Raw genomic sequence first — 15,355 nt, forward strand, 5'->3', positions numbered from 1 at the left:
ATTCGCCCCGCAGCGGGGCTGCTTAGGGATATCGACCATGCAATGGATGTTCATGCTGATTGGGCTGGTGCTGGGCTGGATACTCGACGAGTCGTTCAGCGACGCGCTGTTGGGCGCGTTGCTCGGGCTGGGGATCGGCCAGGCCATTCGCATCGGCCGTTTGGGCTCACAGGCCGCTGAACAACGCGTTCTGCTGGAGCAGGCGCAAGTGGCGATGAATGCCGTCCAGCAACGCCTGGCCTTGCTGGAGGTGTCTGGCGTCAAGGCACCTGAAGCCAGCGAACCGGTTGCCGAGGAGCCGGTTGCCAGTGACCCCGCCCCCTCTCCTGTGTTCATTCTCGAAGATATTTCTGTCTCAACCCCGGAGATGGTCTGGGAGCTTCCGCCCCAACTCGAACCGATCACCGCAACGGCGACGCAAGCCAGCCGTCCCTTGCCCGACGATGTCTGGAAAGCCGAGCCCGTCGCCCGCGAGCCGCAGCAACCTGCCGTTCCGCGCGGCCCGAACTTCATCGAAAGGGCCATCAGCGGTGCGCGTAACTGGCTGTTCGGGGGCAACACGGTGCTGCGGGTCGGCGTGGTGCTGTTGTTCCTCGGCCTCGCGTTTTTGCTGCGTTATGCCACCGAAGGCATGGTGGTGCCGATCGAACTGCGTTACGCCGGGGTCGCGGCGGCTGCGTTGGGTTTGCTGGGGCTCGGTTGGTGGCTGCGCCATCGCAACCACCACTATGCGCTGATGCTGCAAGGCACCGGGATTGCTGTGCTGTACCTGACGGTGTTCGCAGCGATGCGTTTGCATCCACTGCTCGATCCGACGGCAGCGCTCGGCCTGCTGGTGGCGGTGACGGTGTTCTCCGCCATTCTGGCAATCACCCAGGATTCCCTTGGCCTGGCGTGCGCTGCCGCGCTGGGCGGTTTCGCTGCACCGATCCTGACGTCTACCGGCGCCGGCAACCACGTCGCGCTATTCAGCTACTTTGCCTTGCTCAACGCCGGCATTCTCGCCATCGCCTGGTTCAAGGCCTGGCGGCTGCTCAACCTGATCGGCTTCGTCGGCACCTTCGGCATCGGTTTCGCCTGGGGCCTGCGCTCCTATACGCCGGAATTGCTGTGGAGCACCGAACCGTTCCTGATTCTGTTCTTCCTGATGTATCTGGCTATCGGCCTGCTGTTCACGCGACGCAAGTTGCTGGAAATGAGCGATGCGCCCGAGGACGACAGCCGCGAGGCGCTGCTGCGCTGGTCGGCGCGTAAAGGCGATTACGTCGACGGCACGATGCTGTTCGGCCCGCCGTTGGTGGGTTTCGGTTTGCAGTTCGCGCTGGTGCAGCACCTGGAATTTGCCGCCGCCTTCAGCGCCCTCGCACTGGGCATGATCTACATGGGGCTTGCGCGTCTGCTGATGGGCGGACGCGCGCTGCTGCTGGCGGAAACCTGTCTGGCGCTGGGCGTGATCTTCGCCAGCCTGGCGATTCCATTGGGCCTCGATGCACGCTGGACTTCCGCCGCCTGGGCCGTGGAAGGCGCGGGGATTTTCTGGCTCGGCCTGCGTCAGCAACGACCACTGGCCCGCGCCTTTGCCTTGCTGCTGCAACTGGGGTCGGCGCTGGCGTTTCTCAGCGAGCTGCGGATCGGCGAAGCCAGCCTGCTCGATGGCGCACCGCTGGGTGCGTTGATGCTCGGCATGGCGTTGCTGTTCAGCTTCTACCAATTGCGCAACGCCTTGCCCGAGCAGACGTCGGCGTGGGAGCGCAAAGGCTTGCCGGTGTTGGCGTGCCTCGGCCTGACCTTTCTCTATCTGCTGGCGCCGCTGTTCTTTTTCACCCACGGCACCGCAATCAGTTGGGCGTTGGCCGGTCTGGCGACATTGTTTGTCGGCCTGCGTCTGCAATCGCGCACGTTCCTGTTTACCGCGTTCGCTGTGCAGTTGTTGGGAGGAGCGTTGTTCCTGCTGCGGCTGCAAGGCGCGAACGGTGAGTCCGGCGCGGTGTTCAGTGCTGGTTGGAACGGCTTGCTCAGCGCGTCCCTGATCGGTCTGGCGTTGATCGCCGGTATGTTGCTGGCAGCGCGCGATGACATGGTGCGTAGCGACGTTCGATTGTTGCGCGGTTTGTCGGTGGTGTTGCTGGCCGGTCTGGTGCTGATCAATCTGGCGGTGCTGTTCGTGCTGCCGTGGCAAACCGCGAGCGCGGTGTGGGCGGCCAGTGGTTTGTTCATCATCTGGCTGAGCCTGTACTTGAAGCAGCGCGTGAGTTTTGTCTTCGGTCTGCTGCTCCAGGTGATCGGCGGGGCGGCGTTCCTGTTCGCCGGGCCGGATCTGCTGGGGCCCCTGGCCAGCGAAGGATTGAAACCATTGGCGCACAGCGGTTTCTGGACGCCGTTGGTGTTGGGATTGGCCGCGTTGGTCGGGGCCTGGCGCTTGCAGCTCGGCAACCATGCTTCGGCGTTTGATGGGCTGAGCTTGCAGCGCTTGTCCGAAGTGCTGCTGGTGTGGGGCGCCGGTTGGTGGGCGCTGGCGTGGATCAGTGAAGTGCTGCGGTTTGCACCAGTGAATCTTCAAGCGACCTTGCTGCTGACAGTTGCAGCGGTGAGCGTGGCGTTGTGGGCGGTATTGGCGTTGCGCCTGACGTGGCCGTCGCTGGGCTTGCTCTGCACCTTGCTGATACCGGCGGCGGGTGTGGTGTTGCTCGCAGCCTGGCACTCGCGTTATCACCCGGCGGCGGATTTCGGTTGGCTGGCCTGGACGGCGGTGTTCGTCGTGCATTTCATCTCACTGCGGCGTCTGGCGCCGATGCTGCCGGCGCGGGCCCTGAGCACTGCTCATGTGCTCGGTTGCTGGCTGTTGATCGGGGTGCTGGCGCTGGAGCTGCGTTACGGCCTGATGTTGCTGTCCGAGCAGTACAACGCCTGGCGCTGGTTGGGTTGGGCAATGCTGCCGAGCCTTTACCTGGTGCTGATGGCTGCGCCACGCCACTGGCCTTGGCCGGTATCGGCTTACTCGCGCGAATATCGACTGTACGCGGCGACGCCACTGGCGGTGCTGATGCTCGGCTGGTTCTGGCTGGCGAACATCGTCAGCGACGGCACTGCCGAACCGTTGCCTTACGTGCCGCTGATCAATCCGCTGGAATTGGGCCTGCTGTTTGCGCTGTTCGGGGTTTATGCCTGGGCTCGTAGCGCGGTGACGCAACTGGCGATCCGCAAGGACACCTTCGATCACGCCACGCAACTGATCGCCGGCGTTTCGCTGTTCGCGTTCTTTACCTCGCTGGTGAACCGCACGGCTCACCATTGGGGCGGCGTACCGTTCGAGCTGGATTTGCTGCTCGCGTCGATGCAGGTGCAGGCCGGTCTGTCGATCGTCTGGACCTTGATGGCCCTGAGTCTGATGATCGGCGGCCATCTACGGCATCGTCGCGAAGTCTGGCTGATTGGCGCGGCGTTGATCGGCATCGTGGTAGCCAAATTGTTCTTTGTCGAATTGAGTAACCGTGGCGGGCTGGCGCGGATCGTCTCGTTTATCGGCGTGGGTGTGTTGCTGTTGGTGGTGGGTTATTTCGCCCCGTTGCCACCCAAACGTGCCGACGCTGCGCCGGATTCAGAAAAACCGGCCCCGCAAACCGAAGGAGTGTCATCTTGAGTTCGAAGCTGAACCTGGTCTGGTTGGGCGCTATTGCCATGGGTGTGGCGCTGTCGGCCGGCGCGCAGGAAAAACCGTCGGATTTCGCCACGCAAGTGCCGTTGACCGTGAATGGCGAGGGGCCGTGGTATCGCCTCGAATTGCCCTTTGCCGTGCAATTGAATGCGCTGCAGACCGATCTGAGCGACGTGCGCGTATTCAACGCAGCGGGTGAGGCTCAGGCCTATGCCTTGGCGCGAGAAGCAGCGCCAACCCGCGAAAACCGTACCCTGACCGACGTGAAGTGGTTCCCGCTGTACAACTCTGCGGACGACACCGAGCGAGCACCGAGTGTGCGGGTGCAATCGAACGCCAATGGCACGCTGGTCGAAGTGCAGCCGTCGAGTCAGCTGGAGGTGGGCGAAGAAGTGCTGCGTGGCTGGTTGCTCGACGTCAGCGGCATAAAGGCGCCGCTGCAGCAGTTGATCCTCGACTGGACCAGCGAGCGCGATGGCTTCCAGCGTTTCAGTATCGAAGCCAGCGACGACTTGCTGCATTGGCAGTCGTGGGGTGACGGGCAGGTAGCACGACTGACTTTTGCCGACGAGCGGGTCGAGCAACATGAAGTCGGCTTGCCGGGGCAAACGGCGCGCTATCTGCGTTTGTTGTGGAGCACGCCGCAGTCGGCGCCGACGCTGACATCGGTGCAACTGGAAAGCGCCAGCACCCGCAGCCTGCCGCTGCCGTTGGTCTGGTCGCAACCGTTGGCCGGCAGCAGCGTGAAGGCCGGGGAATACACCTGGCAATTGCCCATGGGACTGAATGTCGAGCGCTTGCAGGTCGAGCTGAGTCAGCCGAACAGCCTGGCGCCGGCGACCTTGTCCGGTCGTCGGGACAGCAGCCTGCCGTGGCAGCCGCTGAGCAGCGGCTTGCTCTATCGCCTGACGCAAAGTGGGCAGGATGTGGTGCAGAACGAATTGCAGTTGCCAGGGCAAACGGTGCAGCAGTTGAAGTTGACGGTGGACGAGCGGGGCGGTGGCCTGGGTGCCGAAGCGCCGACTGTGAAGTTTGCCGTGCGCTCGACGCAACTGGTGTTCCTGGCGCGCGGTGCCGGGCCTTATACGCTGGTGTTGGGCAGTGCGACGGCGAAGGCGGCGAACCTGCCGTTGTCGACATTGATTCCGGATTACAGCGCGGCGAAGTGGGCGGCATTGGGCAAGGCGACGGTGGACAGCGGGGTGGTCGCGACACCGACATCGACAGTCACGTCGACTTCGCAGGTCGGGACCAACTGGAAGAAGTTCGGGTTGTGGGCGGTGTTGTTGCTGAGTGTTCTGTTTCTGGCGGCGATGGCATTCAGTCTGCTGCGCAAACCTCCGGCCAACTCCTGAGGATGGCTGGCGCTGCGCGCCAAATCGCGAGCAAGCCCGCTCCCACAGGTTTCGCGTCGTTCGCAATTTCCACATACGACACAAAACCTTGTGGGAGCGGGCTTGCCCGCGAAGGCTGACTTTCAGGCTGAGAAGATATCAAAACTGCCGCCCGTCGCCGGCCGACATCCGGCCGGTTTCGAACTACGCTAAACCCGGCACATGAACTCTATTGGGTGTTCCACGTCTGATAGGAGGAAATGCGCCCCGACTCGCGTTAAACTGCGCGGGTTTTTAGCCCCCCCATTCCACCGGAGCCTTCCATGTCCCGCGTTACCCTGAGTCGCTATTTGATTGAGCAGACCCGCAGCAACAACACTCCTGCCGATCTGCGCTTCCTGATCGAAGTGGTGGCGCGTGCCTGCAAGGAAATCAGCCACGCCGTGTCCAAAGGCGCCCTGGGAGGTGTTCTGGGCAGCATGGGCACCGAAAACGTCCAAGGTGAAGTGCAGAAGAAGCTTGATGTCATGTCCAACGACATCCTGCTCGAAGCCAACGAATGGGGCGGTCACCTGGCCGGCATGGCGTCCGAAGAAATGGACAATGCCTACCAGATCCCGGGCAAATACCCGAAAGGCGCATACCTGCTGGTATTCGACCCACTGGACGGTTCGTCGAACATCGACATCAACGCGCCGGTCGGTACGATCTTTTCGGTGCTGCGTTGCCCGAACGAATACCTGACCCAGAACGAGCCGTTGAACGAAAAGGCCTTCCTGCAGCCAGGCACTCAGCAGGTTGCCGCCGGTTATGCGATTTACGGTCCACAGACCATGTTGGTGCTGACCCTGGGCAATGGCGTGAAAGGCTTTACCCTGGACCGTGAAATGGGCAGCTTCGTGCTGACCCATGAAGACATTACGATCCCGGAGTCCACGCAGGAGTTCGCGATCAACGCGTCCAACAAGCGTCACTGGGAAGCGCCGGTGCAACGTTACGTCGACGAATTGCTGGCTGGCGACGAAGGCCCGCTGAAAAAGAACTACAACATGCGTTGGGTCGCCGCGATGGTTGCCGACGTGCACCGCATCCTGACCCGTGGCGGTCTGTTCATGTACCCACGCGACAGCCGCGAGCCGTCGAAGCCGGGCAAACTGCGCTTGATGTACGAAGCCAACCCGATGTCGTTCCTGGTTGAGCAGGCCGGCGGTGCTTCCACCGATGGTCACCAGCGCATCCTCGACATTCAGCCGGAAGGCTTGCACCAGCGCGTAGCGGTGTTCCTCGGTTCGAAAGAAGAAGTCGCACGCGTCACGGCTTATCACAAGGAATAAACCATGACCGCGCCCTGGCAGCCGTTGCTCGAATGGTGGTTCGGAAACGCCGAATCACCCAACGAAACAGCGGCTGAGAAGGGCAAGTTATGGTTCGGCAAGCGCGACAGCCAGGACCTCGAAGCGCGGACGCGCTTCGGGGACTGGGTCGAGCAGGCACTGGCCGGCGGATTGACTGACTGGGCGCAACGCCCCGACGGTTGGCTGGCCCTGGTGCTGCTGCTCGATCAACTCCCGCGAATGATCTATCGCGACACTCCCAAATCCTTTTCAGGCGATCTCAGGGCTCAGGCACTGGTGGCGCAAGGCATTGCTGCGGATTTCGATCGGCAGTTGCGGCCGATTCAGCGGGTGTTTATCTACCTGGTGTTTGAGCACTGCGAGAATCTGTCGGTGCAGAACGAAGCGGTTTCGCGGTTTATCGATCTGGTGGCGCAGCAGCCTGAGGCTGATCGGGCAGTGTTTGCCGATAACCTGGATTACGCCGAACGGCATCAGAAAGTGATTGCACGGTTTGGACGATTTCCGCATCGCAATGCGGTGTTGGGAAGGGAGTCTACGGCTGAGGAGTTGGCGTTTCTTTCAGGGCCTGGGTCAAGGTTCTAAATCTTCATCGCGGCTGATGCCGCCTTCGCGAGCAAGCCCGCTCCCACAGGGATTTTGTGATCGACGCAAATCCAATGTGGGAGCGGGCTTGCTCGCGAAGGGGCCCGTAAGAAAGGCTTAAATCCTGAAACTGCCCACCAACTGCTTCAACCTCGCGGCCTGCTGTTCAAGGTCAGAACAGGCACAAAACGTCGCCTGCAAGTTCTCCACACCTTCCTGATTCAGTGTGTTGATCTCAGTGATGTCGACGTTGATCGATTCCACCACCGCGGTCTGCTCTTCGGTCGCCGTCGCCACGGACTGGTTCATCCCGTCGATCTCGCCAATCCGCTGGGTCACGCTGCCCAGACGCTCGCCAGCCTGGTTGGCGATGCCGACGCTGCTTTCGCTCTGGCGCTGGCTGTCGGTCATGGTGCTCACCGCTTCGCGAGCGCCGACTTGCAGTTCCTCGATCATCTTCTGCACTTGCTGCGCCGAATCCTGCGTGCGATGCGCCAGGTTGCGCACTTCATCGGCAACCACGGCAAAACCGCGTCCGGCTTCACCGGCCCGGGCTGCTTCGATGGCGGCGTTCAACGCCAGCAGGTTGGTCTGCTGCGAGATGCTGGTGATCACTTCCAGAATCTGCCCGATGTTTACCGTGTTGCTGTTGAGCGTCTCGATGTTGCCGCACGAATCACTGATCTTCGCCGAGAGCTGCTGCATCGCCGCGATGGTTTTATCCACCACCTGCTGACCGTCTTCGGCCAAGGCACGCGCGTCGCTCGAGTGCTGCGAGGCGAGGGCGGCGTTCTGGGCGATTTCCTGGGCGGCGGCGCCCAGTTCGTTGATCGCCGCGGCCACGCTGCTGGTGCGCGAGGCTTGTTGATCGGAGTTGAACATCGACGAGTTGGACGCGGCGACGACGCGCAGTGCGACTTCGTTGACCTGGCCGGTGGCCGAGGACACTTCGCGGATCGAGGTGTGAATACGCTCTACAAAACGGTTGAACGAGGTGCCCAGCGCACCGAATTCGTCATGGCCGTGAATAGTCAGACGTTTGGTCAGGTCACCTTCGCCTTCGGCGATGTCATGCATGGCGCGGCCCATGGTCAGCAGCGGCTGCATCAGGAAGCTGATCAGCATGCCCAGCAACGCGATGATGATCACCACGGCGATGACCATGGCAATGATCGCCGAGGTGCGGAATTCGCTGAGCATCGAGAACGCTGTGTCTTGATCCAGCACCAGCGCGACATACCAATTCGCCGACGGCACGCCGTTGACGTGGGTGAAGGAGATGAACTGGCGCTTGCCGTCGATCTCGACTTCTTTCATGCCCGGGCTGACTTGCGGGGCACCGTTCGGGTAGGCCTCGGCCAGACTCTTGAGGACCAGTTTGCTGTCCGGGTGAATCAGGATCTTGCCGTCGGCGCTGACGATGAACGCATGGCCATGACCGCCGAAATTCAGCGAGTTGATGATCGCGCTGACACTGGACAGGTCAATGTCGGCGCCCGCGACACCGATCATCTGGCCCTGGCGCTGCACCGGCGTGGCGACGGTGATCACCAGTTTGCCGGAGGATGCAGCGATGTACGGTTCGGTGACGATGGTCTGTTGCGCGCTGTTGGCTGCCTTGTACCAGCCGCGTGCGCGAGGGTCGTAATCGGCGGCGCGATTGCCGGCCGGGACCGAAAACATCACGCCGTCGGTGCCGCCAAAATAGCTCAGCTGGAAGTTGCTGGTGTAGGCGGGCAGGTCGATGGCGCGCTTGAGGTTGGCCTGTGCACTGCCATCCACCACGATTTGCTGGGACAGCGACTGCAGCAACTGAATGCGGCTTTCCAGCCAGGTCTGGATGTTGCTGGTGGTCAGGCTGCCGAGTTCCTGCATTGACGATTCGGTATTGCTGCGCAGGGTTTGCCGCTGGCGGTAGTCGTTGAACAGGATAAAACAGGCGAATGCAACGGCCACCACGAGGGCAGCAGCCAACAGGATTTTGTGGCTGAACTTCATGTTTCTGGTCATTAAATGAGCTACCGCGGAGGGGCTGGTCAACAAGGGGTGCCAATGTGCCACAGGAAGGGGCTTTGCGCTGCTCTTATGTCGACTGGCCGGCGCCAAAGATGAGGCGACTTTTGCCAAAACCGACGAAATGCTCGGCAGCAAATGAAAGTGGCTGATTTTTCGGCAAAAGGCAGACGAGCGGCCCGATAAATAGGCGCTTGGTCAGGGAACCAGAATGGGGTTTTCTCTTCTAAGCTTCAGCTTGGCAGCCATGCCATTCCCTTCACCCCAGGAGCTACACCATGTCGCTGCGTTCTATCGCTTTGCTTTCGTTCTGCGTGTTGTTGGCCGCGTGCGGCAAGATCAATCAGGAAAATTATTCGAAGCTGTCGACAGGCATGCCCAAGGCCGAGGTTGAAACCTTGCTGGGCAAACCCACCGACTGCTCGGGCGCGCTCGGCATGTCCAGTTGCACCTGGGGCGACAAGAACAGCTTTATCAGCGTGCAGTACGCCGGTGACAAAGTGTTGATGTTTTCTGGCCAAGGCCTGAAGTAAACCGGGGCGGTACGCTCGCGGGAGAAAAACAATGAAGCGGTTATTGATCCTCCTTTTTGCCGGCCTGGTATTGGCCGGCTGCGCCACTTCTGGCGAAGATCCGTTGGCGCCGAAAACCGTCAACAGCGTCAATCTGAAGAAATACCAAGGGACCTGGTACGAATTGGCGCGTCTGCCAATGTATTTCCAGCGCAACTGTGCGCAATCCGAAGCTCATTACACCCTCAAACCGGACGGCAACATCCTGGTGCTGAATCGCTGCCTGACGGCGGACTGGCAATGGGAAGAAGCCAAGGGCACGGCGTATCCGCAAGTGCCGGGCAAGACCGACAAGCTGTGGGTCGAGTTCGACACCTGGTTCTCGCGACTGATTCCGGGTGTGGCGAAGGGTGAGTACTGGGTGCTGTACGTCAGCGAAGACTACAAGACCGCCATCGTCGGCGACCCGAGCCGCCGGTATCTGTGGCTGCTGTCGCGAACCCCGACGGTCAACGGTGTAGTGCGTGAAGAACTGCTGAGCAAGGCGCGTCAGCAGGGGTATGACACGACGCGGCTGATCTGGCGTGCGACGGATACGCAGATGGCCAAGACTTCCAACTGATGATGCAACCCTTGTAGGCGCCGGCTTGCTGGCGATGGAGTGTCAGTCGACTTCAATGTCGCTGACATATCATCGCCAGCAAGCCGGCTCCTACAAGGGTTTGTTATCAACCCAAGAGTTCTCGCAGGACCTGGGTGAACGCGCGGTTACTTTCTTCTTCCCCGGCATGACGCCCATCCCGCACAACCCACTGGCCATTGACCAGCACATCGCGCACCTGGCGATCGCCACCGGCAAACAACCAACGATTGAGAATCCCGTCGCCACTGGCGGTGGCCAGGTACGGATCGCTACCGTCCAGCACCAGCCAATCCGCCCGTTTGCCTACCTCCAGCGCACCGATCGGTTGACCCAACGCCTGCGCGCCGCCATCCAGAGCCGCGTCATACAGCGTGCGACCCACCATCGGTTGTTCCGCGCCATACAGCCGGTTACGTCGTTGATCGCGCAAACGCTGGCCGTATTCCAGCCAGCGCAATTCTTCCACCACGCTCAATGACACATGGCTGTCGGAGCCGATGCCCATGCGCCCGCCCTGGGCGAGGAAGTCCACGGCCGGGAAAATCCCGTCGCCGAGGTTGGCTTCGGTGGTCAGGCACAGGCCGGCGATGGCGCGACTCTTGGCCATCAGCGTGACTTCTTCCGGATTGGCGTGGGTTGCGTGGACCAGGCACCAGCGCTGATCGACTTCGGTGTTCTCATACAGCCATTGCAGAGGGCGACGACCGCTCCAGCTCAAGCAGTCGTCGACTTCCTTCTGCTGTTCGGCGATGTGAATGTGCACCGGGCACTGCTTGTCGCTGGCCGCCAGCACTTCGCTGATCTGCTGGGGTGTGACCGCGCGCAATGAGTGGAAACACAAACCCAGCGACTGCGCTGGTTGCTGCGCCAGGATCGGCTGCAAGCGCGACTGAAGCTTCAGGTAGTTTTCAGTGCTGTTGATAAAGCGACGCTGGCCGTCGTTTGGCGTCTGGCCACCGAAACCGGAATGGCTGTAGAGCACCGGCAGCAAGGTCAGACCGATACCGGCGGAACTGGCGGCCTGGCTGATGCGCAGCGCCAGTTCGGCTGGATCCGCATACGGCTGGCCGCTGGTGTCGTGGTGTACGTAATGAAATTCCGCGACCGAGGTGTAACCGGCCTTGAGCATTTCGATGTACAGCTGACGGGCAATCACGCCGAGCTGATCGGGGCTGATCTTTCCGACGAGCCGGTACATCAGATCGCGCCAGGTCCAGAAGCTGTCGTTCGGATTACCGGCCACTTCGGCCAATCCGGCCATGGCCCGCTGGAACGCGTGGGAGTGCAGATTCGGCATCCCCGGCAGCAGCGGACCGCTGAGCCGTTCGGCGCCATCTGCGTTGGAATCGGCCTGGATATGGGTCAAAACGCCGTCGGCGCTGACCTCAAGACGTACATTGTTGGCCCATCCACTAGGCAGCAGCGCGCGTTCGGCAAAGAAGGCGGACATGGTTCAGCACCCCATCGTGTGTTATTTGTATATACATATACAGACGTTTGCCTGCCCGGTAAACTCCGGCAAGCTATGTGGCTCGTGTGGTCAGTTCGTCAGTTCAAGTTCGGATGCCGGAAATTCAGAGCCAAGGCGCTGCGACGAGTCATAGCTGGCTAGGGCGAGGAGCAGCAACGCAGGATCTGGATTTCCGGCGCCGAAATTGACTGACAGAACTGACCACGCGAGCCACATTACCCTCACCAAATGAACAAGGATTAACCGTGCCGACTCCGCCACCAGTGTCACCGTTGGCCGCGAACATGGGCGACAGTCCGGCGCCCTTGTACGCTCGCGTCAAACAGATGATCACCCAGCAAATCGACAGTGGAAACTGGCCGCCGCACTACCGCGTTCCGTCGGAAAGCGAGCTGGTCAGCCAGCTGGGCTTCAGCCGTATGACCATCAACCGCGCACTGCGCGAGATGACCGCCGACGGTCTGTTGGTGCGCATGCAGGGTGTCGGCACGTTCGTCGCCGAACCGAAAAGCCAGTCCGCACTGTTTGAAGTGCACAACATCGCCGACGAAATCGCCTCCCGTGGCCATCGCCACACGTGCCAGGTGATCACCCTTGAAGAAGAGGCCGCCGGTTCCGAGCGCGCCCTGGCCCTGGACATGCGTGAAGGCCAGAAGGTCTTCCACTCGCTGATCGTGCATTTCGAAAACGATATTCCGGTGCAAATCGAAGACCGTTTCGTCAACGCGCTGGTGGCGCCCGACTACCTCAAGCAGGATTTCACCCTGCAAACGCCTTACGCCTATCTGAACCAGGTCGCGCCGCTGACCGAAGGCGAGCACGTGGTCGAGGCGATTCTGGCCGAGGCCAGCGAGTGCAAATTGCTGCAGATTGAAAAAGGCGAGCCGTGCCTGCTGATCCGTCGCCGCACCTGGTCCGGTCGTCAGCCAGTGACCGCCGCCCGTTTGATCCACCCCGGTTCCCGTCATCGTCTGGAAGGTCGGTTTCATAAATGAGCGAAGTGAAAGTTTTACGCGCCAAAGATTATCCACGCATGCCGTGGAAAAACGGTGGCGGCAGCACTGAAGAAATCACCCGCGACGCGGGCACTGGCCTTGATGGTTTCGGCTGGCGCCTGTCGATTGCCGATATCGGCGAGTCGGGCGGGTTTTCTACCTTCGCCGGTTACGAGCGGATCATCACCGTGTTGCAGGGTGACGGCATGACCTTGTCGGTGGATGGCCAGGCCACGCGGCCGTTGTTACCACTGGACCCGTTTGCCTTCAGCGGCGAAAGCCAGGTGTCCTGCACGTTGCTGGGTGGCCCGATTCGCGACTTCAACCTGATTTATGCGCCACTGCGTTACAGCGCGCGGTTGCAGTGGCTGGACGGCGAGCAGCGGTTTTTCAGCGAGGCCGGGACTGTGCTGGTGTTCAGTGTGAGCGAGGCGCTTGAGGTAAAGGTCGGTAACGCTGCTTCGCAACTCGGTCGTCATGATTGCCTGCAACTCATCGGTAACACCGGCCTGCTGGATGTCTCCAGTAACGGCGCCTGCTGCGTGATCGAGCTGACTTCACGCTGATATCCGAATCTCAAAAAGATCGCAGCCTTCGGCAGCTCCTACGGTGGCATGAGTACACCCTGCAGGAGCTGCCGAAGGCTGCGATCTTTTGCTTTTGAGCGTTCCCGAAAGCGCACCACTTTGTTACCGAACGCCCCAGCGTGGCGCAAAATCACGCTGAAGTAACAAGCCATCATCCCTTCGCAAAATCCCCCCGAAAAATTTCATCTTCCTCAGAGCCCTTGATTTACAGGCTTTGCGCCCCTTTCAGAATTTTTCTTGAACACGCATCCAACAAGTTGGCCGCTTGATTGCATATGCTTGTATGTACAAGTAAAGACGTATGCGTATGAGTCGACCGAGACTCTCCGCAGCGTCCACTGATTCGCTTGTGTCGCTTTGACGCGCACAGGCTGGCTTACCCACCGCCAGGGTTGGTTTGGATTGATCGCTGAGGAGTCTTTTTCGTGACTGACATTAAACCCACTAAGTTTCGTGACGTTGAAATCCGCGCTGCCCGCGGTAACAAGCTGACCGCCAAGAGCTGGCTGACTGAAGCGCCACTGCGCATGCTGATGAATAACCTCGACCCGGAAGTCGCCGAGAACCCTAAAGAACTGGTGGTTTACGGTGGTATCGGTCGTGCGGCGCGTAACTGGGAATGCTACGACAAGATCGTCGAAAGCCTGACCAACCTGAATGACGACGAGACCCTGCTGGTGCAATCCGGCAAGCCGGTCGGCGTATTCAAGACCCACACCAATGCACCGCGCGTGCTAATCGCCAACTCCAACCTGGTGCCACACTGGGCGAGCTGGGAACACTTCAACGAACTCGACGCCAAAGGCCTGGCCATGTACGGCCAGATGACCGCCGGCAGCTGGATCTACATCGGCAGCCAGGGCATCGTCCAAGGCACCTACGAAACCTTCGTCGAGGCCGGTCGCCAACACTACAACGATGACCTCAAAGGCAAGTGGGTACTGACCGCGGGCCTGGGCGGCATGGGTGGTGCGCAGCCTCTGGCTGCCACCTTGGCCGGTGCGTGCTCGCTGAACATCGAATGCCAGCAGGTCAGTATCGATTTCCGCCTGAAAAGCCGTTACGTCGATGAACAGGCCAAAGACCTCGATGACGCTTTGGCCCGCATCGCCAAATACACCAAAGAAGGCAAGGCGATCTCCATCGCCCTGCTGGGCAACGCGGCTGAAATCCTGCCGGAACTGGTCAAGCGCGGCGTACGCCCGGACATGGTCACCGACCAGACCAGCGCCCACGACCCACTCAACGGTTACCTGCCAGCTGGCTGGACCTGGGACGAATATCGCGCCCGCGCCAAGACCGAACCGGCTGCCGTGATCAAGGCCGCCAAGCAGTCCATGGCCGTGCACGTCAAGGCGATGCTCGACTTCCAAAAACAAGGCATCCCGACCTTCGACTACGGCAACAACATCCGTCAAATGGCCCAGGAAGAAGGCGTGGAAAACGCATTCGATTTCCCAGGCTTCGTACCGGCCTACATCCGTCCACTGTTCTGCCGTGGCATCGGCCCGTTCCGTTGGGCTGCACTGTCGGGCAACGCTGAAGACATCTACAAGACCGACGCCAAGGTCAAAGAACTGATCCCCGACGACGCCCACCTGCACAACTGGCTGGACATGGCCCGCGAGCGCATCAGCTTCCAGGGTCTGCCGGCTCGTATCTGCTGGGTTGGCCTGGGTCTGCGCGCCAAGCTAGGCCTGGCGTTCAACGAAATGGTGCGTAGCGGTGAGCTGTCTGCGCCCATCGTGATCGGTCGCGACCACCTGGACTCCGGTTCGGTCGCCAGCCCGAACCGCGAAACCGAATCCATGCAGGATGGTTCCGACGCCGTGTCCGACTGGCCACTGCTCAACGCTTTGCTCAACACCGCGAGCGGCGCGACCTGGGTTTCCCTGCACCACGGCGGCGGCGTCGGCATGGGCTTCTCCCAGCACTCGGGCATGGTGATTGTCTGCGACGGTACTGACGAAGCGGCCGAGCGTATCGCTCGCGTTCTGCACAACGACCCGGCGACCGGTGTCATGCGTCACGCCGATGCGGGTTACCAGATCGCGATCGACTGCGCCAAGGAACAGGGCCTGAACCTGCCGATGATTACCGGCAAGTAATGCTTGCCCTGTAGGAGCCGGCTTGCTGGCGATTCAGACACCCCGGTGTGTCAGGCCCAATCGCCAACAAGCCGGCTCCTACAAGGGTTGCACCAAC

Annotated in this window: 11 protein-coding genes and 1 pseudogene; 9 read left to right on the forward strand and 3 right to left on the reverse strand. The window is 60.9% G+C overall.

Features of this window, described 5'->3' with window-relative positions:
• Positions 1–37: 37 nt before the first annotated feature.
• The 4 genes from PMI01S_RS23335 to PMI01S_RS23350 all read left to right on the forward strand — a co-directional run bounded on the left by PMI01S_RS23335 (position 38) and on the right by PMI01S_RS23350 (position 6,929).
• Positions 38–3,640: a DUF2339 domain-containing protein gene (locus tag PMI01S_RS23335; RefSeq protein WP_084322511.1), complete on the forward strand. Its 3,603-nt coding sequence runs from the start codon at positions 38–40 to the stop codon at positions 3,638–3,640.
• A complete protein-coding gene (locus PMI01S_RS23340) occupies positions 3,637–5,010 on the forward strand; it encodes a DUF3999 domain-containing protein (protein ID WP_084322512.1) in 1,374 nt (457 codons plus the stop codon). Before PMI01S_RS23335 ends, PMI01S_RS23340 begins: the two co-directional genes overlap by 4 nt.
• A 302-nt stretch (positions 5,011–5,312) precedes the next feature.
• On the forward strand, positions 5,313–6,323 hold the full coding sequence (locus tag PMI01S_RS23345) for a class 1 fructose-bisphosphatase (protein ID WP_007933966.1): 1,011 nt from the start codon (positions 5,313–5,315) through the stop codon (positions 6,321–6,323).
• 3 nt (positions 6,324–6,326) lie between these two features.
• A complete protein-coding gene (locus PMI01S_RS23350; protein WP_084322513.1) occupies positions 6,327–6,929 on the forward strand; it encodes a DUF924 family protein in 603 nt (200 codons plus the stop codon).
• 117 nt (positions 6,930–7,046) lie between these two features.
• Here PMI01S_RS23350 and PMI01S_RS32510 read toward each other — a convergent pair whose 3' ends face one another.
• Positions 7,047–7,811 (reverse strand): methyl-accepting chemotaxis protein, encoded by a 765-nt coding sequence (locus PMI01S_RS32510; protein ID WP_371850935.1) that lies wholly within the window; start codon positions 7,809–7,811, stop codon positions 7,047–7,049.
• Between the two features lie 93 nt (positions 7,812–7,904).
• Positions 7,905–8,939: pseudogene (locus tag PMI01S_RS32515) on the reverse strand (HAMP domain-containing protein); the annotation flags it as partial.
• Positions 8,940–9,220: 281 nt separating this feature from the next.
• Here PMI01S_RS32515 and PMI01S_RS23360 point away from each other — a divergent pair.
• Positions 9,221–9,475, forward strand: a complete 255-nt coding sequence (locus PMI01S_RS23360) for a hypothetical protein (protein WP_007907841.1) — start codon at positions 9,221–9,223, stop codon at positions 9,473–9,475.
• Between the two features lie 31 nt (positions 9,476–9,506).
• Positions 9,507–10,076 carry a lipocalin family protein gene (locus PMI01S_RS23365; RefSeq protein ID WP_084322515.1) on the forward strand — a complete coding sequence of 190 codons (570 nt, stop codon included), beginning with the start codon at positions 9,507–9,509 and terminating at the stop codon, positions 10,074–10,076.
• A gap of 106 nt (positions 10,077–10,182) precedes the next feature.
• Here PMI01S_RS23365 and PMI01S_RS23370 read toward each other — a convergent pair whose 3' ends face one another.
• Complete coding sequence (locus tag PMI01S_RS23370; protein ID WP_084322516.1) at positions 10,183–11,547, reverse strand: formimidoylglutamate deiminase; 1,365 nt, start codon at positions 11,545–11,547, stop codon at positions 10,183–10,185.
• A 305-nt stretch (positions 11,548–11,852) separates the two neighbouring features.
• Here PMI01S_RS23370 and hutC point away from each other — a divergent pair, with 305 nt between their 5' ends.
• The 3 genes from hutC (at position 11,853) to hutU (ending at position 15,258) form a co-directional block, all read left to right on the forward strand.
• Complete coding sequence (gene hutC, locus PMI01S_RS23375; RefSeq protein WP_174602685.1) at positions 11,853–12,563, forward strand: histidine utilization transcriptional repressor HutC; 711 nt, start codon at positions 11,853–11,855, stop codon at positions 12,561–12,563.
• Positions 12,560–13,129, forward strand: a complete 570-nt coding sequence (locus tag PMI01S_RS23380) for a HutD/Ves family protein (RefSeq protein WP_084322518.1) — start codon at positions 12,560–12,562, stop codon at positions 13,127–13,129. The genes hutC and PMI01S_RS23380 overlap by 4 nt, the downstream gene beginning before the upstream one ends.
• Positions 13,130–13,575: 446 nt before the next feature.
• Complete coding sequence (hutU, locus tag PMI01S_RS23385; RefSeq protein ID WP_084322519.1) at positions 13,576–15,258, forward strand: urocanate hydratase; 1,683 nt, start codon at positions 13,576–13,578, stop codon at positions 15,256–15,258.
• The last annotated feature ends 97 nt before the right edge of the window (positions 15,259–15,355 follow it).

The sequence above is a fragment of the Pseudomonas migulae NBRC 103157 genome (assembly GCF_002091715.1).
In the GTDB taxonomy this organism is placed as follows: Bacteria; Pseudomonadota; Gammaproteobacteria; order Pseudomonadales; family Pseudomonadaceae; genus Aquipseudomonas; species Aquipseudomonas migulae_A.